Annotated in this window: 14 protein-coding genes and 1 tRNA gene; 7 read left to right on the top strand and 8 right to left on the bottom strand. The window is 48.9% G+C overall.

Annotated elements, in window-relative coordinates; all coding sequences use genetic code 11:
- The first annotated feature begins 341 nt into the window (after positions 1-341).
- On the top strand, positions 342-1829 hold the full coding sequence (locus NATSA_RS10440; protein ID WP_210512375.1) for a phytoene desaturase family protein: 1488 nt from the start codon (positions 342-344) through the stop codon (positions 1827-1829).
- Positions 1830-1846: 17 nt separating this feature from the next.
- Here the strand turns inward: NATSA_RS10440 and NATSA_RS10435 are convergent, their stop codons facing one another.
- On the bottom strand, positions 1847-2371 hold the full coding sequence (locus NATSA_RS10435) for a metallophosphoesterase family protein (RefSeq protein ID WP_210512373.1): 525 nt from the start codon (positions 2369-2371) through the stop codon (positions 1847-1849).
- 153 nt (positions 2372-2524) lie between these two features.
- On the opposite strand from NATSA_RS10435, the gene NATSA_RS10430 reads away from it, so the two are divergent.
- The 5 genes from NATSA_RS10430 (at position 2525) to NATSA_RS10410 (ending at position 7712) form a co-directional block, all read left to right on the top strand.
- The gene (locus NATSA_RS10430; protein ID WP_210512372.1) at positions 2525-3577 is read left to right on the top strand and encodes a glycosyltransferase family 2 protein; all 1053 of its coding nucleotides are present in this window, start codon (positions 2525-2527) and stop codon (positions 3575-3577) included.
- Positions 3578-3668: 91 nt separating this feature from the next.
- Positions 3669-4562: a deoxyribose-phosphate aldolase gene (gene deoC / locus NATSA_RS10425; RefSeq protein ID WP_246481794.1), complete on the top strand. Its 894-nt coding sequence runs from the start codon at positions 3669-3671 to the stop codon at positions 4560-4562.
- Between the two features lie 4 nt (positions 4563-4566).
- Positions 4567-6051 (top strand): aldehyde dehydrogenase family protein, encoded by a 1485-nt coding sequence (locus tag NATSA_RS10420; RefSeq protein ID WP_210512370.1) that lies wholly within the window; start codon positions 4567-4569, stop codon positions 6049-6051.
- Positions 6048-6911: an aldehyde dehydrogenase family protein gene (locus tag NATSA_RS10415; protein WP_210512368.1), complete on the top strand. Its 864-nt coding sequence runs from the start codon at positions 6048-6050 to the stop codon at positions 6909-6911. Before NATSA_RS10420 ends, NATSA_RS10415 begins: the two co-directional genes overlap by 4 nt.
- Positions 6912-6980: 69 nt before the next feature.
- Complete coding sequence (locus NATSA_RS10410; RefSeq protein WP_210512367.1) at positions 6981-7712, top strand: SPOR domain-containing protein; 732 nt, start codon at positions 6981-6983, stop codon at positions 7710-7712.
- 71 nt (positions 7713-7783) lie between these two features.
- Here the strand turns inward: NATSA_RS10410 and gcvP are convergent, their stop codons facing one another.
- The 6 genes from gcvP to NATSA_RS10380 all read right to left on the bottom strand — a co-directional run bounded on the left by gcvP (position 7784) and on the right by NATSA_RS10380 (position 19880).
- Positions 7784-10672 carry an aminomethyl-transferring glycine dehydrogenase gene (gcvP, locus tag NATSA_RS10405; protein ID WP_210512365.1) on the bottom strand — a complete coding sequence of 963 codons (2889 nt, stop codon included), beginning with the start codon at positions 10670-10672 and terminating at the stop codon, positions 7784-7786.
- Between the two features lie 382 nt (positions 10673-11054).
- Positions 11055-12338, bottom strand: coding sequence for an IPT/TIG domain-containing protein (locus tag NATSA_RS10400; RefSeq protein ID WP_210512363.1), 1284 nt, complete (start codon positions 12336-12338; stop codon positions 11055-11057).
- Positions 12339-12388: 50 nt separating this feature from the next.
- Complete coding sequence (locus NATSA_RS10395) at positions 12389-13414, bottom strand: PorV/PorQ family protein (protein WP_210512362.1); 1026 nt, start codon at positions 13412-13414, stop codon at positions 12389-12391.
- Between the two features lie 70 nt (positions 13415-13484).
- Positions 13485-15536 carry a hypothetical protein gene (locus NATSA_RS10390; RefSeq protein ID WP_210512360.1) on the bottom strand — a complete coding sequence of 684 codons (2052 nt, stop codon included), beginning with the start codon at positions 15534-15536 and terminating at the stop codon, positions 13485-13487.
- 131 nt (positions 15537-15667) lie between these two features.
- The gene (locus tag NATSA_RS10385; RefSeq protein WP_210512358.1) at positions 15668-18871 is read right to left on the bottom strand and encodes a TonB-dependent receptor; all 3204 of its coding nucleotides are present in this window, start codon (positions 18869-18871) and stop codon (positions 15668-15670) included.
- Between the two features lie 935 nt (positions 18872-19806).
- Positions 19807-19880 (bottom strand) — tRNA-Val (locus NATSA_RS10380).
- A 310-nt stretch (positions 19881-20190) separates the two neighbouring features.
- Here NATSA_RS10380 and NATSA_RS10375 point away from each other — a divergent pair.
- Positions 20191-21888: a phosphodiester glycosidase family protein gene (locus NATSA_RS10375; RefSeq protein ID WP_210512356.1), complete on the top strand. Its 1698-nt coding sequence runs from the start codon at positions 20191-20193 to the stop codon at positions 21886-21888.
- A 156-nt stretch (positions 21889-22044) separates the two neighbouring features.
- On the opposite strand, the gene NATSA_RS10370 is transcribed toward NATSA_RS10375, so the two are convergent.
- Positions 22045-22680 (bottom strand): TonB family protein, encoded by a 636-nt coding sequence (locus tag NATSA_RS10370; RefSeq protein WP_210512354.1) that lies wholly within the window; start codon positions 22678-22680, stop codon positions 22045-22047.
- Positions 22681-22845 lie beyond the last annotated feature (165 nt).

The following is a 22845-nucleotide window of genomic DNA, read 5'->3' as shown; positions in this document are numbered from 1 at the left end:
ATTTAAAAAGATGAAATGAACATGACCGGGTCGGCGCCCGGACACAAAGGCGCATGATTACATACGGTCATGACATTTCACTACGTGACCTTCGGTTCATGTGACCATATGAATAAAAAATTTTAAACAGATGAAATGCCCATGGCGGCTTACCGTCACACACGAGCATGATTATAGCCAACATGGGTACTACATGTGACGTCAGAATCACAAATTATAAACACATGAAAATTTTAAACAGATGAAATATCCATGACAGAGCATAAGCTCTGACACACAGGTGAATGATTAAATCTGTCATGGTATTACATCTGTCATTATAAATCGAAAATCTTAAACACATGAAAATCAGTATAATCGGCGCCGGCCTCGGCGGTCTGGCATCCGCAGCCATTTTAGCCGCAAGGGGTCATGCCGTTGACCTGTTTGAAAAAAATGACCATCCCGGCGGGAAAATGCAGGAAGTGCGTATCAATGGATTCCGTTTCGATACCGGACCGAGTCTGCTGACCATGCCTTTTGTGATTGAGCGTATTTTTGAGTTGTGCGGAAAAAAAACCGAGGATTATCTGGACTGGGTGCCTGTTGAACCTGTTTGCCGCTATCAGTTTTCTGACGGGGTCGTTTTCAATAATTACTATGATGCGGGAAAAAACCGCAACGAGCTTTTGCGGGTTGCTCCCGAAGACGTGGAAGCCTGGGATGAGTTCATGGATTACAGTGCCGACCTGTACCGGCATACTTCAGAGACTTTTCTGTTCAATCCGCTGCAGCGGCCTGGCGATTTCAACCTCACCGACCTGCCCGATTTTCTGAAAATTGACGCCTTTTCAACTGTCGCGAAACGGGTGGATGACTATTTCAGTTCTCCCCGGCTCAGACAGCTTTTCAAAAGGTTTACAACCTACAATGGCTCTTCCCCGTATCTTGCACCTGCAACTCTTAATGTGATTCCCTTCGTAGAACTTCGCCTTGGCGGGTTTTACATAAAAGGCGGGATGTACAACCTGGCACTGGCTCTGGCCAGACTGGCCGAAGACAGCGGTGCCCGCATACATACCGGATTCCCGGTTGATATGATTATTCCGGACCCGGCTCGGCGCAAACATGTATCAGGCATCATGCTTGACGGTTCGCTTTTTGAATCGGATGTGGTCATCTCCAACAGTGACGCTACCGACACCTATCTCAACCTGCTTCCGGACAATGCCATATCGGCCCGGCACAGAAGAAAAATTTCCCGGATTGAGCCATCATGCTCCGGTTTTGTAGTTCTGCTGGGTATCGACAAGACGTATGACCAGCTGGAACATCACAATATCTTTTTCTCCGAGGATTATGAGAACGAATTCCGTGCAATTTTTGAACGCAGGGAACTCCCGGAAGAACCCACGATCTATGTCACCAATACATCCGGAACGGACAGCAAAGATGCACCTTCCGGTTGTTCGAATCTTTACATGCTGGTCAATGCGCCTTACACTCAAAATGGCCAGCAGTGGTATGAGTGGACGGAGACCTATGCCGATCATCTGATTCATACTTTGGAAAACCGGGGCCTCGATGGCCTGGGCAGTTCGGTAATTGAAAGAAAAGTGATCACGCCGGCTGATTTTGAGCGGATGTACCGCTCCAACAGAGGAAGTATTTACGGAACCAGTTCCAATACGCGGACAGCTGCTTTTGCCCGTCCGAGGAACAAATCTCCCTGGTTTGACAATCTCTATCTCTGTGGCGGCAGCACGCATCCGGGAGGAGGCATTCCGCTTGTTCTTCAGTCTGCACTGAATGTGAGCACCTTGTTACAACGCTATGACAAACGGGTTTAAAAACTGTTCGTTTAAGGTCACTTTGCGGTGGCAAAAGACACCTCTGACCTTTTACCCAGATTGATTACCTCTACATCTTTCACCTTGCCGTTACTGAGACCGAAACGTACGATAGTCCGGTACTCGTGGAAACCGTGCCGGCCTGCCGCACCGGGATTCATGTAGATCATGTTATTTTTGTCCGGATCACGGGCAATTTTCAGAATATGTGTATGCCCGCAAATAAACAGACCCGGTGGGTGCTCTTCCAGACTCCCCTTGATAGGCAAGGCATAACGACCGGGATTGCCGCCGATGTGTGTCATCCATACATCCACTCCTTCTTTCTGAAATCTTTGATGAAGCGGGAATTCAGACCTGATATCACTTCCGTCAATATTACCATATACCCCTTTCAGCGGGGCCAGCTTCTTCAGATCATCCGCTATGGCTATTGAACCAAAGTCCCCGGCATGCCAGACTTCATCCACCCCGTCAAAATATTCGGGAACACGAGGGTCCAGATAATGGTGTGTGTCTGATATCAGCCCTATTTTAAGCATCGCTCATAATCGTTATTATAGGGTTGCGCCAACATATCCTGTCACTAAATTTATCATGTCATTATACGACGATAAGTTACAGGGATAAAGCTTTTTTTCAATCCGTAAGTGTGAAAGAACCCTGTGCATCCTGTTTTACACAAACATTAACATATGGCAAATCCCGACTTCAGTATTATTATCGTGACATGGAATGCCCTGCATCACTTGAAAACGTTTCTTCCTTCTGTCCATCAGCACTCCGGGCACAACTCCGAAATTATCATCGCCGATAATGCCTCAACGGATGGGACATCTGATTGGGTATGTGAAAACTATCATGAAATTCGGGTGGTTACATTTGACAAAAACTACGGGTATTGCGGCGGCAATAACCGGGCTGTTCCCCATGCCCGGTCTGACAACCTGATATTCCTCAACAACGATGTGGAAGTAACTCCGGGCTGGACCGGTCCGCTTAAGCAGATCCTTGACAGTCATAGCGATATCGCTGCTGTTCAGCCTAAAATGCTGAGCTGGAAAAACCGGCGGTATTTTGAATACGCAGGAGCGGCCGGCGGATTGCTTGACCGGTTTGCCTATCCGTTCTGCAGGGGCAGGATTTTCGACACCCTTGAGACGGACGAAGGTCAGTATGACTATGAAGCTGATACAGCATGGGCAAGCGGGGCGGCATTTGCCATCCGAAAGGATCTGTTTTTGCAATGCGGCGGATTCGATGAGTCTTTCGAGTTCCACATGGAAGAAATTGACCTTTGCTGGCAGCTTTGGAATCTCGGATACCGCATCCGGTACACTCCGGATTCCGTCGTTTATCATCTCGGTGGAGGATCCCTGCCTGCCGAATCCCCCAGAAAGCTCTATTTCAATTATCGCAACAACCTTAAGATGATCTGGAAAAACAGTGCTCCCGGAACTTTGGCCGCAAAAATCACGGCAAGGCTGACTCTTGACATGATATCACTGGCACGTTTTCTGGCTGGTCTTAAGCTCAAAGAGTGTTATGCTGTGATTCGGGCCCATCTTCACTTTTACAGATCAATACCGCAACTTACGAAACAGCGAAAAAACCTTGCGTCCCGGCGGGTCACCAAAGACGACAGCCTTGTGCTTGCGCCCTTGTCGATTATCCGGCACTATTTTCTGGCGAAACGCAAAACGTATCAGCAGCTTCCCGGACTGGAAATTGACGGGCAATCTGACTAATTTCGATATTTATACGTACCTGTGCCGGGGTATTCTTATTCCGGCCCTTACCCGTAAATTCTTGTTCATGCAAAAAGACACAAATTTGAAAATGCCTGATTTCCGACAGATTATTCCCGTGGATCAGGTGGGTGTTGAAGAACGCGTTGCGAAATTCCGCACTCGCAGCATAAAAAAAGAGTCAAAACTGTTTGCCCTGAAGCTGGCCCTGGAAATGGTGGATCTGACCACACTCGAAGGCATGGACTCCCCTGGCAAAGTGAGACAATTGTGCTACAAGGCACTTTATCCATACGAACAGGATCCCGACATCCCGCAGGTTGCCGCCATTTGTGTCTACCCGAACCGGGTCAGGCTCGCAGCCGGCATTCTGAAGGGTTCCGGCATTCAGGTCGCCAGCGTTGCCACCTCTTTTCCCAGCGGCATGGGCACACTCGAATCGCGGATTGATGAAGTCAGGTATGCCGTTGATGAAGGTGCGGATGAAATTGACATGGTTATCTCCCGGTGGGCTTTTCTGAAAGGAGAATACGCCCACGTTTTTGATGAAGTTGCCGCCATTAAAGAGGCCTGCGGCCACGCTCATCTCAAGGTAATCCTTGAAACCGGCGAGTTGCAGACATATGAGAATGTGCGAAAAGCCAGCGATATATCCATGTACGCGGGGGCGGATTTCATCAAGACATCAACCGGAAAGATCTCACCTGCCGCAACAATGCCGGTGACTCTGGTCATGCTGGAAGCCATTCGTGATTTTTACTTCAAAACCGGGCAGAAAATTGGTATGAAACCTGCCGGCGGCATACGTGATTCCAAAACCGCGCTGCACTATCTGGTGATGGTCAAAGAAACGCTCGGCGCCGACTGGCTGACACCTGATCTGTTTCGTTTTGGAGCCAGCTCGCTGGCCAATGATTTGCTCATGCAGATCGTAAAACAAAAAACCGGTCACTACCAATCTCCCGACTATTTTTCTATCGGATAAACTTATGTCAGAAAAAGAAACAAAAACAGAAAAAACGCTCCGGTTTGATGACCTCTGGTCTTATGACCCTGCACCGGAAAGCGCGGATTATGTAACCATTGCCGGAAAATACGACCTGTTTATCAACGGCTCCTTTCAGGCTCCCGAAAGCGGGAAATACTTCAAAAGCATCAACCCTGCCACTGAGGAGCTGCTGTCGGAGGTAGCAGAAGCTGGTAAGAAGGATGTAGACAAGGCTGTCTCATCTGCCAGAAAGGCTTACGACGAGATCTGGTCAAAAATGCCGGCAAAAGAACGGGGAAAATACATTTTCCGGATAGCACGGCTTATCCAGGAAAGGGCCCGCGAGTTTGCCATTCTTGAGACACTGGATACAGGCAAACCCATCCGGGAATCCCGGGATGTCGATATCCCGCAAGTCATAGCCCACTATTTCTACTATGCCGGCTGGGCGGACAAGCTCAACTATGCTTTTCCCGGATTGACTCCAAAACCTGTTGGTGTTGCCGGCCAGATCATACCCTGGAACTTTCCGATGCTGATGGCCGCCTGGAAGATTGCCCCTGCACTTGCCACCGGAAATACGATTGTGATCAAACCGGCTGAAACCACACCTCTCACGGCAATGAAACTGGCCGAATTGTTCAAGGATGCCGGCTTGCCGCCTGGTGTTGTCAACATTGTAACCGGACCGGGAAGTACAGGCGCTGAAATCGTGAATCATCCCGGAATTGATAAAATTGCATTTACCGGATCTACTGCCGTTGGTAAAAGCATTCAACAGGCGGTTGCAGGAACGGAAAAAAAATATACGCTCGAACTTGGAGGCAAAGCAGCCAATATTGTTTTCGATGACGCACCGATAGACCAGGCAGTGGAAGGAATTGTTAACGGAATCTTCTTCAATCAGGGACATGTCTGCTGCGCCGGCTCCCGGCTGCTTGTCCAGGAAGGAGTTTCCGACGAACTGATTCACAAGCTCAAATTGCGGATGGAAACGCTGATTGTCGGTGATCCCCTCGACAAAAACACCGATATCGGTGCCATCAACTCAAAAATGCAGCTTGAACGCATTCGCGAGTACCTCTCTGAAAGTGTTGAGGAAAACCAGCAGATATTTCAGACAAAATGCAGCCTTCCGGACAAAGGCTACTGGTGCTGCCCGACGCTGGTTGAGAACGTCAGTCAGTCTCACCGTATCGTGCAGGAGGAGGTCTTCGGTCCGGTACTAACCATTCAGACCTTCCGGACACCCGAAGAAGCCGTATCACTTGCCAATAACACCCACTATGGCCTGTCCAGCGGTATCTGGACCGACAAGGGATCAAAAATTTTCAAAACCGGCAAGCAAATCCGCGCCGGTGTCATCTGGGCAAACACATTCAACAAATTTGATCCCACTTCGCCGTTCGGCGGTTTCAAAGAGAGCGGCGTCGGCCGGGAAGGCGGCATCCACGGACTTTTACCATATCTGGAGTTATCATCATGAGCAATCGTCTTAACGTCTTGAAAACGTACAAACTTTACACCGGCGGCAAATTTTCTCGATCCGAATCTGAACATTACTTTCAGGTAATGGACAAGAAGGGCAATCCTTTTGCCAACCTCTGCCGTGCATCCAGGAAAGACATGCGAAACGCTGTGGCCGCAGCAAGAAAAGCTCAGTCAGGCTGGGCTGACCGGAGTGCCTACAACCGGGGACAGATCCTTTACCGGATGGCCGAGATCATGGAAGGTCGCAGGGATCAGTTCGTTGCAGAGCTTGAACGCACTGCCGTGTCAAGGCGCAAAGCCGAAACCGAAACAGATGCAGCCATCGACAGACTGGTTCACTACGCCGGTTGGACGGACAAGTACTCATCCATTTTCAGTACGGTTAATCCGGTCGCAAGCCCGCATTTCAATTTTTCAATGCCGGAACCTAACGGCGTAGTCGGCATTGCCGCTCCGGATGACATGCCGCTTATCGGGCTCGTCTCCATCGTTGCACCTGTCATTGCCGGGGGAAACACCTGCGTTGTTCTGGCTTCAGAGACACATGGCAGTATTGCCTGTACACTGGCCGAGATTATCCATTCCTCTGATGTACCGGGTGGTGTAGTGAATATACTCACGGGGTATCGCAAGGAAATCATTCCGCACCTTGCCTCACATATGGATGTCAACGCCTTCCTGTTTGCTGCTGATGATCCCGGGCAGAAAAAAATCGTGCAGGAAAACGCCCATTTGAACGTTAAAAGGATTCAGTGCTACGAAAAAACCGACTGGCTGAAGGACAATGCCCAGTCCCCCTATTATATACTGGACTTTCAGGACATAAAAACAACCTGGCATCCGGTAGGGACATAAACAAGTTCATCCGCCATACGTTTTATCATCCCATTTTCATTTGTACGATCTGTTAACATCATTACTCCGATGTCATATACACCTGCACGCAGGGACCCGATACGGTCACTTGATACTAATCCGGCAAAACAGAATCCTGAACGGTCCCGAACCACAGGCGATCATGCTTTCTGGAACCATTCCGGATTTTTCCGGACTTTCCTCATCAGCGCGGCTCTGATTGCAGCTTCCTGTGCTCCGAGTGAAGAGCTCAGGGATGATGAAATGGAGCTTCTTCTCGATGAAGCCATAGAAGATTATGCCGATCTTGCTGAAGAGCTTGATAAACGGGCACGCACGGAGCCGGAACCGGATGATTATACTGTAACGGAGGTTGAAGAACACGCCGTTGAATTGCTCGAAGAGCTCCCGGAGCTGGCTTTTGATCTCAAAAGTCACCGAAGTCAGTTGTCAGACCAGGGGGCTGTTTTTCTGAATGAAATACCTGATATTTATTTGAGTGAGCCGGAAACCGAAGAGCGCAGGGAGCCCGACCGGGGCTATCGCATACAAATTGTTTCCACGGAAGATGCACGGCTTGCCAATGACATCAAAGATCATTTCGATGATTGGATCAGAGAAGTGAGTGCACCACCTTATCCCAACACTTACATGACTTTTCGACCGCCCTATTATCGTGTACACGTAGGTGATTATCTGAGCCGCGAAAAAGCCATGGAGTTCACCGAGTTCGTCCGGCTGGAGTTTGACGAAGCATGGGTTGTTCACAGCAGTATAAACCCTGCCCGTGTGGAACGGTAATCAGTGCGTTGACGTCACTTCTCAAGTGTTTGCAGATTCGCGAGAACCATCGCCCGTACCAACAATGCAATTCAGACCCCGGCCTCTTCATCTGCATATTCTTCCGGTGACGGGCAACTGCACATCAGATTCCGGTCTCCGTAAACATCATCAATCCGGCTGACACTTGGCCAGAACTTGTTATGGCGCAACCAGTCAAGCGGAAATGCAGCCTTTTTCCTGCTGTAAGGCAATTTCCAGTCATCATCAGTGACCATACGCGATGTATGAGGGGCATTTTTCAGTGGATTATTCTCTTTATCCCAATGACCCTGTTCAATTTGCGCAATTTCGCTGCGTATGGATATCATGGCATCGCAAAACCGGTCCAACTCCGCCTTGTTCTCACTTTCCGTAGGCTCAATCATCATTGTTCCGGGAACCGGGAATGATACGGTCGGTGCATGATAGCCGTAATCCATCAGGCGTTTGGCGACATCAATAGCATCGATTCCGGTTGTCTGGCGGAATGTGCGCAGCTCAATAATCATCTCATGCCCCACTCTTCCGTTTTTGCCTACGTAGAGCGGCTTGTAATGATCTTTGAGCCGGTCCTTGATATAATTGGCATTCAGAATCGCAATTTTTGTGGCATTGGTCAGCCCCCGGGCCCCCATCATACGAATGTAGGCATAGGAAATGCCAAGAATACCCGGGCTGCCATAAGGCGCTGCCGCTACGGCACGGTTATCACCGGGAAGACGGAAGTGGCCGGGAAGGTGCGGGGTCAGGTGGGCTGCCGCGCCGATCGGCCCCACTCCGGGCCCGCCGCCGCCATGCGGGATGCAAAATGTTTTATGCAAATTGAGATGGCAAACATCTGCCCCCACAATGGCCGGTGATGTTACTCCGACCTGGGCATTCATATTTGCGCCATCCATGTAAACCTGACCACCGTTTTCATGGATCAGATCACAGACTTCCCGGATGTCCTCTTCAAAAACACCATGTGTCGAGGGATAGGTAACCATCAGTGCCGCCAGATTTTCCCTGTACTGCGCCACCTTCTCGCGCAAGTCCTCAAGGTCGATGTTCCCCTGATCATCACATTTGGTGATAACCACTTTCATGCCAGCCATTACGGCACTGGCCGGATTCGTCCCGTGAGCTGATGAAGGGATGATGGTCACATTCCGGTGCTGCTCCCCTTTTGCCTCCAGGTAAGACCGGATAGTGAGCAGCCCTGCATACTCTCCCTGAGCACCTGAATTGGGCTGCATCGACATGCTGTCATATCCCGTAATTTCACACAACCAGTCTGACAGTTCCCGGATGATCTGATGATAGCCCTCAGCCTGGTCGTCCGGTGCAAATGGATGGATGTCGGCGAGCTCCGGCCAGCTGACAGGAAGCATCTCTGTCGTGGCATTGAGTTTCATGGTGCAGGAACCCAGTGATATCATGGAGTGAGTCAGAGAGATATCCCTGTTTTCAAGGCGCTTCAGATAGCGCAGCATCTCATGCTCACTGTGATAACTGTTGAATACCTCGTGTGTCAGGAAATCACTTTGTCTGGCCATAGCTGCAGGATAATCAACATCTACCATATCCATGAGCTGTTGGGTATCGGGTTCTGATACTCCGGCAATTTTCGAAAAGAGAGAAATGATCTCTGCCGCATCTTCGGGCTCTTTGGCCTGATCAAATGAAACACCTACGAACGCATCCTCAAAGTATCTGAGATTAATTTTCCTTCGTTGCGCCTCTTCACGGATCTGATTCTTCCTGTCGTTTGAACCGACATCAATTTTCAGTGTGTCAAAATAGAATTCATTAACCTGTGCAAATCCCGCTTTTTCCAGTCCAAGCTCCGTAAGTCTGGCAAGAGCCCGGATACGCTTTGCAACTCTCCGGAGCCCCGATGGTCCGTGATACACACCATAGGCACCGGCCATTACGGCAAGCAACACCTGGGAAGTACATATATTTGATGTCGCCTTTTCTCTTCTAATATGCTGCTCCCTGGTCTGCAGCGCCATTCTGTATGCTGGGTTTCCCTCCTTGTCTCTGGAAACACCGATGATACGTCCCGGCACCTGACGCTTGAAGACATCTTTTGTAGCAAAATATGCAGCATGCGGCCCGCCATAGCCAAGAGGCACTCCAAACCGCTGGGTATTTCCAATGACTACATCGGCCCCCATTTCTCCCGGAGGTGTGATCAAAGCAAGGCTAAGCAAATCTGCTGCAACGGCAACACCGACCTGATACTCATTGGCCGATTCGATTACAGGACGGATGTCATTTATCGCCCCGTTTGAATCGGGGTGCTGCAGCAAAACACCAAATAGCTTTTCATCGGTTACATCGAGATTATCCGGATGATCAATCAGCAGCTCAATTCCCATATACTCAGCCCGTGTCCTGAGTACGTCTATGGTCTGCGGAAAACATAATTCGGAGACAAAAAATCGCGTCCCTTTCTTCCTGATTCCCTTGCGGGTATCACGGAGCAGCGTCATTGCTTCAGCAGCTGCCGTAGCCTCATCGAGCAGCGAAGCATTGGCTATCTCCATCCCTGTCAGATCCATCACCATGGTCTGGTAGTTGACAAGCGCTTCAAGCCTGCCCTGTGAAATTTCAGCCTGATACGGTGTGTAAGCGGTATACCATCCGGGATTTTCAAGAATATTGCGCTGAATGACCGCCGGTGTGATGGAATCATAATACCCCATTCCGATATAGTTTTGAAACAACCGGTTTTTTGAGGCGATCTTGCGAAACTCTTTGATAAAATGGTGCTCACTGAGCGGTTCCGGCAAATTCAAACCGGTTTTAAGCCTGATATTTTCCGGTACTGTCTGCTCAATCAGTTCATCCAGTGAAGCGCATCTGACCGTCTCCAGCATGTTATTTATTTCAGAGTGGTCCGGTCCATTGTGACGATGCTCAAAATATTCTCTTTGAAACAGGGTATTCATGAAAATAATCGTCGGTTTTTTTAATGAAAACGTTACATCAGTAAGCACATCAGCATGACAACCACATCTGCATGGCTTATTAACGTATATAATGCCTGATTGTGCCGGTATGTGTCTCAAAACATGCCTAAGATACACAACATTCCGCGTTTCCTGAATTAAAAACGCTCCGGCTTCTCACAGAGGACTGCAAAAAAAATCCCGTACATGCTGACTTCATTCCATAAATCTGTGACTTTCGGGTGTTTACCTGTCACAGGGAACAAAATCAAAATGTACGGGACTAATAATGTATTCCCGGCGGTCTTGCTTCCGGACTAAACCGGATTTCGGTATAAGAGATTACATCCGGAAACCATGTACGTCAGAAAATGAACCCTGATCATCTTGAGCCGTAAAAGGGAGCCATTTCCTGATTCATTTCAAGAATAATCATTTTGTCTTCGGATGTCCGGCCGTCAATGGTGGTTCCCTGAATGCCGACAATAAGCTGCTCTTTATCTTTGGATGATACGGCAAAGTTAAATGCACCCGGCGGGATGACACCCGGATAAAGCGGTTCGAGCTCCTGGTCGCGATGGATATATATCGATTCCGCCGTGGTGGTTGCCGCAACCAGCTGACCGGCTTCGGTGAAGGTAATCTTGCGAATGTACTCTTCCGGATCAGGCATTTCGACGAACAGTTCCTCATCACCAAGCTCATCATTGCCGTCAATCGGCAGTCTCCAGACACCTGATTGATTCGGATCATTGGCATCATCATCTTCATACCGCTGGGCACTGACATACAAGTCTCCCTGATATGCCCTGATGGCATGAATATCGCCCTCAAACCGGAAATGTTCCGGATCATTGGGATCCCCATAAATGTCAATTCTCAGGATATCCTGATCGTCGTCCCCATGATTCAGACCACCGGTCCACAGGTTTTCGTTGCTGTCAAAATCCAGATCCTGCAACGCCAGGCCATGGGCCGGTCCTGATATTACATCAGGAGAATCCTGGCCCTCTTCAGCGCGATAGACGATAGGGATTGTTCCTCCTCTCAGCAGGTAGATGGCATCATCGGGTCCATGTCGCAGACGCAGATAGGACCAGTTCTCCGGTTCGATAATCTTTTCACTGCTGCCATCCCGGAAAAAGCGGTCCACACCGTCGAAAGCATCACTGACTATGTTGGCTGCGTAGAGCACTCCATCGGGATCTGTCGTCATACCACGGGGTTCATCAGCATCTTCCAGGCCCGGAAATGTTTCGAAAATGGGAACCAGTTCGTAGTCTACCTCAGAGTATTTTTCAGCACCGATGACCGAGACACGAATTTTGCGTTCCTCACCCGGGTCATCTGGTGGAGTTACAATAACGCGGTCTTCGTGCAGTTCAAGAACTTCAGCCTGGCTCTCACCAAAGTATACATCAACCCGGTCTTTGTCATTGCCGAAATTTTCACCGTAGATGACAACGGGTTCGATTCCTTCCAGTGTAACGGAACCGACTCCGGCAAAGGCCTCGTTTTCAGGCACAACCTGCTGAATCTCGGGATCCGGATCCATTTCCTTGTCCGGATCAAAAATAGTATTGCTGTCATCGTCACATCCGTACAAAATTCCTGAAATGAGGAAAATTGCAACGGGAAGCAGAAACTGAAACTTGAATTTTAGCATGGTAGAAAGTCAATAATTAGGAATATCTGAATAAACGTATGTAGTAATCGTTAGAATCCAAGCTGAATGGAGAAGGTGTCGACATTATCAAAGACGTCAAATGTGGTATAGGAGTAATCTATACTCAACTCCACGGATCCCAGACTCTGACGTATACCAAAGCCGGCTGATATCTGCTCGGTGTCTGTCGGGAAACCGTATCCGGCTCTGACTGAAAATGCGTTCATGAAGGTATATTCACCTCCGATGATCAGCTGTTCGTCAAAATCACGGGGACGATTGGCATCAATACTGAGATTGAACGAGTGCATATTCTGATCAATGCCGTCGAACAGATCCATCATATCCATGGCAACACCTATGCGGAATGTCAGCGGGAGTTCGCTGTCTTCCTCGTTAAAACTGATATCAGGTGCAAAATTGCGGACTGACATCGCGAAGTTCAGACTTTCAAATCCGGTCTGGTAGTGAACACCAAAATCCACAACCATGGTCCCTTCTTCGTAGTCGCTGCGCTCCAGGTCACCGTCGCCCGACAAGCCGTGCGTTCCGGTTCCAAGATCGAGGTTGGCATATTTCAGGTTTGCACCGACGGAAAAACGGCCGGTCAGAGCTCTTGCATAGGAAATTCCGGCTGCCCATGCATTGGGCCGGAACGTGCCGAGTCTGTAATATCCTTTTTCTCCAGCGCCGAGTATGGTTTCGTCAATTTCGCCATAGTCGGTGGATACGAACTGCAACCCGAAAACGCCATAGCGGCCGTCTGCTGGTCTCCATGCGACACTTCCCATGTTGTAGTCGATATCTGCGATCCAGTTCACGAGGCCGAAAGAAGCATCAAAGCTTCTGTCGAGCCGGGCAATGGTTGCCGGATTGTAGAACTGGCCGTAGGAGGATTTCGTTTCTATGGCTGTAACAGCCGTTCCCATTCCTGTTGCCCTGGCATTGGTGGAAACACTGAGAAACTTCATCGTAGTCTGAGCCCTTTTATCTCTGGGCTGTGCATCGGCATCAACAAGCAATGCTGCAGAGAGGGCAAAGATTGAAAGCGTTGTAAGTAATGATTTCAGCTTCACGGTAAATATCCTTTGGTTAATTAAGAATTGGACTTTAACGGTCTGTGTTTGTGTTATTGACCGGCTGTGATCAATAAATCACGACCAGTTTTTTAGTTATGGACTCACCGGTTTCCAGGTTTTCAAAAACGACCAGATATATTCCGCTGGCAACCATCTGCCGTGATTCGGTCTGAAGATCCCAGAAGGCGTCACCACTTCCGTCACGGTGTTCTATGGTTCTGACATGCTCTCCTAGTTCGGTATATATTCTGATGTCTGCCTCGCCGGGCACATCAAAAAATGCTACCTCATCACGATCAGCCAGACTAAGTTCCGTTTCGTTGGTTCTTACATACGGATTCGGAGCAATGGCTATCTGTTCCATGGCCTCACCGGGTGCCCGCTGCAAGCGTGCCGGGTCATAGGATTGAGTGTAATAACGGCTGCTTCGCAGAGCGACATCATCAGGAGTCATCACATCACCGGTATTGTCTTCCTCAAAACCCACGGCGGTGATGTAGTAGTAATAATCCCGGCCGCGGACCGGTTCCGGATCTTCAAATGATCTTTCATCGGGTTCTGCTCTGTGAATCTTTGTATGTGTACTGTCGAAGGAAGACTCGGCCCGGTAAATTTCAAAGTGGGATACCTCACTTATGTCACCATCATAAGACCAGTCAAGAAAAATTGCGTCACCACCGGAATTTACCTCTACCATGCTTGGCGGATCCGGAGGTGCGGGAATGTCAAATTCACTTTCATAGTTGGCGATGGCCCGCTCAAAGGTCTGCAGCAGCGAGTCACGGCCTGTCAGCACCCATCGGTTTTTTTCTTCCTCATCCATGGTGACCACTTCACCGTCAATATTTTCATACTGATCATCGCCGGTATCTTCGAAATATGCCTTGAAGGCGCGCCCGACCTCTTCTGCTTTCTCTTCACTCAAACCGGACACACCTTCAACCCATACAATGCGTACCGATTCTCCGGGTTCCAGTGTATACGGGCCATAGCCTTTGGTCGCTGAATGACCACCGGATGCTCCCATGTTCGGGGCACTGCGCTGATTGGCAAAATCGCCGTCGCTCTCTACATCCCATGCGTGCCGCGAGCCGATACCCTCGGTCATCAGGTTATATTCCCGCTGCATTTCAGCACGGTTGAACGGATCGTTGCCGGAAGTCCGGTCATCATCGGAATGAACATAGCTCTGAGTAGAGGGCTGCGCCGGATCGTCCGCCGGATTATCAGGAGACTCGTCGGCATGAATCGTTGCAAAACCGGGGAACTGATATGCTCCCAGTCTTCCCGTAGAGTCAGCTTCGCTCATATATCCGCCGACGGTATTGGGTTCAATCATCGGCGCCCCGATATTATCGTAATCCACATCACGGTCGGGGAAATAACCGTGCCATGCGAACTGTGCCCGCATGGGATCTCCGACTTCACCGTCAATGCCGTCACCAACACGGTCAATCATGGTGTTTATACCCCAGCCGGACGCATTTCCTACCATATACCGCGTCTTGCGCACGGGGGAATACCTGAAGATGTGGAAGAAATAGGCATCCTCAAGAGTCTGTTCGGGAATATCGTCAAAAATTCCGGTTTCACCGGTCTCTCCGGTTCTGTTCGTATAGGTGTATTCCATGATGTGGTAGTTGTCATGAAACTCCTGGCTGAACTGATAGATATTCCGTTCCACCTCTATACCCATTGCGGTTTCGATGGTGTTGGAGATCATAAGATCGGCGGGCATATCCGGGTCCACTTCATCCGGCTCTACGGATTCAAGAAAACTCGGCAGGCCGTCCACAAGAACCTCGGGCTGCGGAATCCGGGATACCAGGTTAAACTCCGAAGCTTCGAAGTAATCTTCTCCGGTAACACGGGGGCCCGCATGAATCACCCTTGGCGTGTAGGGATCCCTGACCCCGTCATCAAACGAACCGACACCTATCCACCATCCCTTGTATGCCTGGGAATCCTGATACTGGAAAATGGCGGGCCAGCGGAGTCCGAACTGCTGCTCCTGCCTGAGTCCGTGCTCTCTCTCCGAGTGGATTTCGGAATACCAGTTATGCAATGATCCGGCGTTCATCCAGCGTGTCTGCTGTGACTCTGCTGTCTGTGTAGTCAAGACCAGAAAAACAGGAGTAACCAATAGTAAGATCAGAGATGCTTTATTCAAATAATTCATCATTGGATAATTCAGTGTATATATAGTTAAAACAGTGAGAATGTTGTGCGAAATGGCTGCAGGCGGTGATATCAGAACTGAACCCGGATACCAAAGAAGACATTGCGCGGATTCAGGAATGTGAATGACTGATGATTGGGCATTTCGATGTACTTGTTATTGTCAAGTACATGATCCACATGGTCTTCATCCGCCGGAATGAAATCACCTTCCTGATCACTCCACTGGAAATACTCGTCCGTGCCGGTATCGTAGTAAAGAGCCCTTTCATTGGGAGATGAAACCTCATCACTGCTGACTGTCGACCGGGCTTCGATGGGGACGAAGTCCTTGTCCAGCTCCCGGAAATCACCGGGTTGGTCATCGCCTGGTACATATTCGTACATCATTTCGTCTTCATGCTCGGCCGGGAGGTGCAGTGACTGCATATAGCGGTTGTAGTCATCACCGTCCTCGAAACCGTAGCTTGCCCACTGTGACATCCGCTTGGTATTCAGAACGTTGCTTATGTCTGCAAAGAGTCGGATACGTGTGCCCTGCATTTCAAATTCCCGGGTAATTCTCATGTCAATATTGAATTCATCTCTCCACTGTATGTTGTTGGAGACACCCGGAGGGGCTGCACCAGGGCCGGTCCATGTCAGCCATCGGCCTGCCTGCCAGTTTGCAAGCAGGTTAATATTCCAGCGTTCGAGCGGATTGAAACCGCCCCACTCAGGTCCGAAATCTGCCGGAGTGTGGAAGTCCAGATTGACACGTGCATACGGACGGGCAACCGGCCGGGTTTCGGCGGGTTCATACCGGCGTTCCTGCTGGCGCTGCTCTGCAGGGTTCTCATATTGCCACGGGAAGCCGAACCTGCCCTGGGAAGTAACCATATACGTGTAGTTGACAAATCCGGTGAAGAACCGTCCCTCGCCCCGCTCCAGCGTGACCTCAAAACCTCTGTGGTCACGATACCAGTTGGGTTCGCTGATGCTGTAGCTGATCCGGTCATCGGCGCTGACATAGTCCACCAGCTCCGTATGATTTCTCATGTCGGAATAATATCCGGTTACCCTGATCAGATACTGATCCATCAGACTGTGCTCATATCCGAGTTCGTATGCTACGGTTTGGGGGAGCGGCATATTGGGATTGGCAATCCGGGCCACACGGTCTTCAAGGGTTTCCCTTCGGATCATATAGAGATTTTCGGGTTGCGGCATGGACCGGAAATGTCCGTAATTGAAAAAGAGCTTGCTTTCCACGGTGATAGGAAAAGATACTCCGAGACGCGGGCTGAGGAATACCTGGTGATCGGTGTCCGTCGTCTCGAGCAGGTCATCCATCATATCGATATTTCCGGGTCCGAGAGCCGGGTCAAACGGGTCAAAATCGTACCAGGTCGTGTTCGCATAGTGGTAATCTGCCCGCAAACCTAAATTTGCCACCATACCTTCAAATTCAAGTGTGGTCTGGGCATAGAGTCCGCCGCGCAAGGGCTTTTTATCCCATCGGGAAGCTGTTCTTCCGGCCTGAAGGAACTCATCCACTGCTGCATAGTTAACCTTGCTGTGCGTCCGGACAAACTCGGCACCTGTTTTGATCTGCATGAAATGCGTCAGCTGGCTTGTCAGATCGAATTCGGCTGTCTGATAGCTGACACGGCTGCTGTCTCTGGAGTTGCTCATGCCAACGCCCATCCTCATACCGGTACCGATACCCGATGAGGGTTCGGGCTGAAACCCGAAGGGAGCTTCATTTGCCTCGTAGTCATTTCCGAAAACGGCAACAGTCTCATCACTCCGAAGCGGATTTGGATTGGTGTCATAGTCAGACTGGAAGTGGCTCAAGGAGATATCATAAAAAGTATCGTCTGTCACCATTCGGGTGAAATTGGCTCCTATCATAAACCGGTCAACCTCTGTTGGTGCGAAATAGTCACTTGAGAACACAACAGAGCGCTGATATGAGTGCATACTTGGTGCTGCAGCTATTCCTCCTGCACCGCGGAAAATTCCGGGCTGTCCGACGTTGTTGTTATTTGTTCCGGACTGAGAGCCAAACAGAGCTTCAATATCCAGTGTCATGCCGGCCCCTTCGATGACATCGGAGGTCAGCTTGATGTGTGTACTGTGATCCTGGTACCGGTCTTCAGAGAGCGGATAAAGATACATTTCCTGGGTACGCCGATGTGAAGCCCAGAAGCGGAGATTCCCGAGAAATTCACCGACGTAAGGCACCGGACCACCAAATCCAAGGTCAAGATCATAATCAGGCTCTGTGATGGCGAAGTCCTTTCTGTGCTCATGTTCAAACAGACGCTGGGCTGCTGTAGCGGAGAGACCGTAGTATTCCGATCCGGGTGACAGATTGGACTGCTCTACGTTTCTCCATCCTTCAAATTCGGGATATTTTCTTTGGGTATACCGGTCCCATGCACCACTGTCAGTACCGTCCCAGGCGACATCATCATCGAGATAGGGACGCATAAAAAAGGATTCGGGATCATTGGGCGAAGGTCCGAAGTGTTTCTTGCCGGGCGGGCTGTAACGGAAGATCACATCTGCATTGTAGTTATCCCTGTCCCCCGAACGTGTCACTACGTTGACGACTCCGGACTGCACATTTCCGTACTCGGCGTTGAAACCACCGGTCTGCACCTGCATTTCCGCTACAGAAGTCATGCTGATGGCAGTGTACGGAGTGTTGTCGCGTTCATCACGCATACTGAAACCGCCAACCTGAAATTGCATGTACTGCGAGCCCAGACCACGGACATTCAGTCCCTGAATACCAGCCTGCAACCCAATCGCTTCAGAAACATCCACTACAGGCAGGCTCTCCATATCTGCAGCACTGATGTTGGCCCGACTGGAAGCCACATCCCTTTCTACAACCGGGCGCTCATCCACAAGGACCACTTCTTCTCCGACAAACTCTTCTTCACGCATTTCAATATCCACATTGGTAGTCTGGTCGATATTGACGCGGACATCTTCAATAGTTGTTGAGGCGAAGCCGACAGCAGTAGCTTCAATGGTATAAGTTCCGGGGGGGACATTTACGATGGAATAGTTGCCGTCCGGATCAGCGGCCGCGCCGGCATCCTCCTCCACAATCATCACGTGAGCTCCTGGAAGAGGCTCTCCATCATCAGCAGCTGTAACTGTTCCGGCAACCCGGCCTGTCTGCGCGAGTGAAAGGCTGGTAAACCCGAACAGCATTAACGTTGTGATCCAGAATATGCGGATTCTTTTTATTCGTGGTAGAAATGAATCAAATATTGCCATGATTAGTATATGTTTCTTGGTAACCTGTATTCGGGATTATGGAATTTCGAATGATATGGTTTGTGAAATGACAGGCTGATTATATTAAATTTCTGTTTCACATATGCTCTTGCAGGAAACACTGATTGACATTGGTTTTCCGTTGCTTATGATGCAATAAACAACAGCCCTGTTCGCCAGAAAAAATGTCCCTGTAATTAAAATTATCGATAGAATTCAATACATTATCCGGTCTTTGTTGACATTACCGGATGTGCTGTATGCACGATTTTAGTTTGTTTGTTTTCTTCTGAATTTTGTTAAGTAAAATTTTGAATTTCACACGAGACAATCAATGCACATAGCCTCGTTTTTACAACACTTGACGCTCTGAAACTTATATTTTCATCTGTTTCGTATCAGGTGCTCTTTATTAACAAAAAGTAAATAGTATTGTATGGAAGCGGTTTTGCCGGTCCACACGGAAGCGGTAAACAGGATATAAAAAACTGCCAATAAGTTCTGCAATATCATCCGGTCGTAGATTATTTTTTGCAGCCGGAATTATTTATTAATGCAGATCCAGACACAGTGATCAAGTTTCGCATGTAAAAAATATCGCTGTGTGATACCGGCCTTTAGTCTCAAAGATTACAGAATTTTGCCGGAGACAAACTCAGGGTAGTCTGCAATCAGGTGTTTGCCGTATACCTTGATGCAGGTTAATGATCCCCGACTACAGGAACGGCAGTTGTGCAAGCGGGGCTGCCTTCACCTATTTGTGGCAAAATAGTGACTATCTTGTGGTAATAGCTGACTGAATTTTCCCAAACTCAGGCCTTTTGAACCTGGTCAGACGCTGGACTGCACGGTCTTATTTCGTCAATTTCGGGTTTTGGACCAATCGAAAGAAGTGCATAAATGACTGGTTTTATTACATATAACGAAGAGTATAGTGGGTTCTGGCAGATTCGAACTGCCGACCTCCACGATGTCAACGTGGCGCTCTAACCAACTGAGCTAAGAACCCTTATCAGGCTTCAACCTCCTGTTTTAGAAAACAACAGGCATTCAAAAATATCACTGATATTATCAGATTTGAAATATACCACATACCTGAATTTTTGACAACCATCGACTTAAAATTTCACCAGGACAGGCTTGATGTTGTTTGGTAAGTCAATATTTCGGAAATTACTCTAAGCACCAGTTTCAGTATTAACAGGGACAAACAACCTCCGGCGATTGATCGCCTGAAAACACCTCATCATGCATATGAAAAAAAGTTACTGAACCACCTCAGCTATTCCATATTTCCGCTTGTATACCTGTCGCTTTTCTTGCTGCCACCGGCTCAGGCAGCTGACACAACACGCACCGTTGTAGGCCCCGGCGCCGTTCACATCCACATCCATGACCCGTCGCAGCCTGTTCACATTGAAATTCTGGAATTTGACATCAGTCATCCGGAAAATTCTCTAACCACAGTACTGGCCAATGATCAGCTCATATCATCGAACGAACAGGTGAAAAGCATGTCGGACCGCAACACAGGTGACGGCCACCTTGTGATCGGAGCTCTGAACGGTGATTATTATGGCACAAGTTATCCCTTTGACAAGCTCCGTAACGGTCAGATCATCGATAACAAATATGTATTTGGCGGCTTTCGCAACCGTTCGTCGTTTGGCATGACCGATGACGGCAAGCCGGTAATAGACATTCTCAATTTTTTCGGACATATTGAGCTTCCAAATAGTGACACCTATGAAATTGAGCGATTGAACAGAGCGCCGGTTGACAGCGGACTTGTGATCTACAACCATTACCTGGCTCCGGATACCCGTTCAGATGCTTCCACTACGGAATGGCGGCTTGTTCCTCTGGACGATATTGCAACAAACAGGCCTGTAACATTCGAAGTTACAGAAGTAGAGCGCCATCAGGGAAGCATGACTATTCAGGAAGACACTTATGTCCTTACCGGAACCAATGCCATAGCCGACTCTGTCTATAAATACCTCTCGGCAGGTGATCAGGTAACCGTAACTCTCGGCGTACAGCCCTCTATGCACGAAGAACTGGCCGGAAAATCCATTTCCGAACTGATGGGTGGCGGCCCCCGTCTGCTGACCAACGGTGAACGGGCAACAACCCAGTTTGTAGGATTTGAGGGTTTCGGGGAAAACCATTCTGGCGAGAGACACCCGCGCTCAGCTGTCGGGTTCAGCAAAGACAGTACAAAAATCTATTTTGTCGCCGTTGATGGCAGGCAGCACCACTCGCGTGGAGCAACCATGAGGGAAATGGCTGATATTATGAAAGGTATCGGTGCCTGGAACGCTGTGAATCTTGACGGCGGCGGATCAACTACACTTGTGGTCAGAGACGAACCTGTAAATGATCATGACCGGTCCTTCGGCCTGGGAACCTTTCGCTCGGTGGCTAACGGAATTCTTGCCGTTGCCAGGATAAACTATGATGAAATTACCAGTCACGTCAGCATATCCCCAAAAGAGGCGGTAATTGACACTTCTGAAACAGAACAGTTCACTGCGAGTCTCATTGACAATTGGGATTATGCCCTGCCGGGAGCAGAGGATGGATTTACCTGGGAGCTTATAGACCTGGAGGGCAATATTGACGCTTCCGGCAGGTTTGCGCCGTCAGATTACGGCGAGGGCTATATTGTAACCCATTACGGTGAGCTTTCTGATACCGCCAGTGTGACTGTCAGGGAACCGGTTTCAACTGAACCCGTCAGCGACCGGCCTCTGGCTTTTGTTCTGCACCAGAACTACCCTAATCCGTTCAACCCCGACACCAGAATATCCTATGAGCTTCCTGAAACAGCTCATGTCCAGATTACAGTATACGACATACTCGGACGTCCGGTCTCTGTACTGGTTTCGGAAGAGCAGCAGGCAGGCACGCACCAGGTCCGGTTCGATGCATCCGGCCTGTCCTCAGGCACATATATTTACGAGCTTTCTTCGGGTAACTACATCGAAAGGAAAACCATGACGCTTATGAAATAGCCCGCAGAAACAAGAAAACCCATTTAGCAGATTTATGAAGAACCATTCCGTGGAATAACTTCAAAAACTATCTGGACACAAAGCCAGTTGGCTGATGAGCCTGTATTAACGAAAAGTGAGTTATACAACAGCCTGTTGCCTGTGTAAGCTTCTGCTTTATTGGTCTTGCAAGTCATCACCATATCTTTTAAAAATGGCATATTTTCCTCCCAGTTCAACAGGGCTGGAATATTGCCCTTCTTGCAAATTAACAAGTATCTTAGCAACTTGAGCCGGATATTCTGTTGACTCTACTCCTTCTATCAAACGCCCCTCAATGGCAATGGTCTCTCCTTCTTGCGTTTCCTTAACAAAACTTTCGAAACTCTTACCCGCCCTGAGCCGTGAGTAGATCAGGTCTGCATCACTCTTATTTTGAAACAGCAACTCGGCAATATTCAGAATTTCAGCAGGTATAATATCAACTTTTACCGTTCTTGTGAAGATTTTGCTCTCAGAGTCAGACGGTGAGGGAAAACGCCAGCTTTTCATGGAATCAGCTGCGGCGCTGTCCCAACGAACATCTCCACTTGAATCGACCATTTGAAGATCCTTGATAGTTCCATCTTCTTCCAGGTGGAACATAACTATGAGTTCCAGATAATCTTTGTCTTCTTCACTTTTAAATGCCGGGAGCTCGGTAACTTGAGTTGGTTCCATTGCCTCGCGCTTGGCAGTACACCCGAGCAAGGTATTTGAAACTGATAATGCTATTGGCAAAAAAATTTTAATAATTACAGATTGAATATTCATCTCAAAAATTCTATTTGCTGTGTTGAATTTTCAATACATTGGAGTGGACCCCAAAAACAGGACACCCGGTTAAGCACATTTGTTTAAGGGTTGGAGTTTGATTTCAAAATTTTCCGGACTACTGCCATCCATCCAGGAATGAGGTCGTTGCCGGTTATAAAATAC

This window comes from Natronogracilivirga saccharolytica, from assembly GCF_017921895.1.
In the GTDB taxonomy this organism is placed as follows: Bacteria; Bacteroidota; Rhodothermia; order Balneolales; family Natronogracilivirgulaceae; genus Natronogracilivirga; species Natronogracilivirga saccharolytica.
The sequence above is the reverse complement of the archived record's forward strand: the minus strand, read 5'-3'. Positions and strand labels throughout refer to the sequence as shown.

Coding starts and splice junctions, on each gene's coding strand:
- NATSA_RS10440 (WP_210512375.1), top strand. CDS start 342: ATGAAAATCAGTATAATCGGCGCCGGCCTCGGCGGTCTGGCATCCGCA.
- NATSA_RS10435 (WP_210512373.1), bottom strand. CDS start 2,371: ATGCTTAAAATAGGGCTGATATCAGACACACACCATTATCTGGACCCT.
- NATSA_RS10430 (WP_210512372.1), top strand. CDS start 2,525: ATGGCAAATCCCGACTTCAGTATTATTATCGTGACATGGAATGCCCTG.
- deoC (WP_246481794.1), top strand. CDS start 3,669: ATGCCTGATTTCCGACAGATTATTCCCGTGGATCAGGTGGGTGTTGAA.
- NATSA_RS10420 (WP_210512370.1), top strand. CDS start 4,567: ATGTCAGAAAAAGAAACAAAAACAGAAAAAACGCTCCGGTTTGATGAC.
- NATSA_RS10415 (WP_210512368.1), top strand. CDS start 6,048: ATGAGCAATCGTCTTAACGTCTTGAAAACGTACAAACTTTACACCGGC.
- NATSA_RS10410 (WP_210512367.1), top strand. CDS start 6,981: ATGTCATATACACCTGCACGCAGGGACCCGATACGGTCACTTGATACT.
- gcvP (WP_210512365.1), bottom strand. CDS start 10,672: ATGAATACCCTGTTTCAAAGAGAATATTTTGAGCATCGTCACAATGGA.
- NATSA_RS10400 (WP_210512363.1), bottom strand. CDS start 12,338: ATGCTAAAATTCAAGTTTCAGTTTCTGCTTCCCGTTGCAATTTTCCTC.
- NATSA_RS10385 (WP_210512358.1), bottom strand. CDS start 18,871: ATGGCAATATTTGATTCATTTCTACCACGAATAAAAAGAATCCGCATA.
- NATSA_RS10370 (WP_210512354.1), bottom strand. CDS start 22,680: ATGAATATTCAATCTGTAATTATTAAAATTTTTTTGCCAATAGCATTA.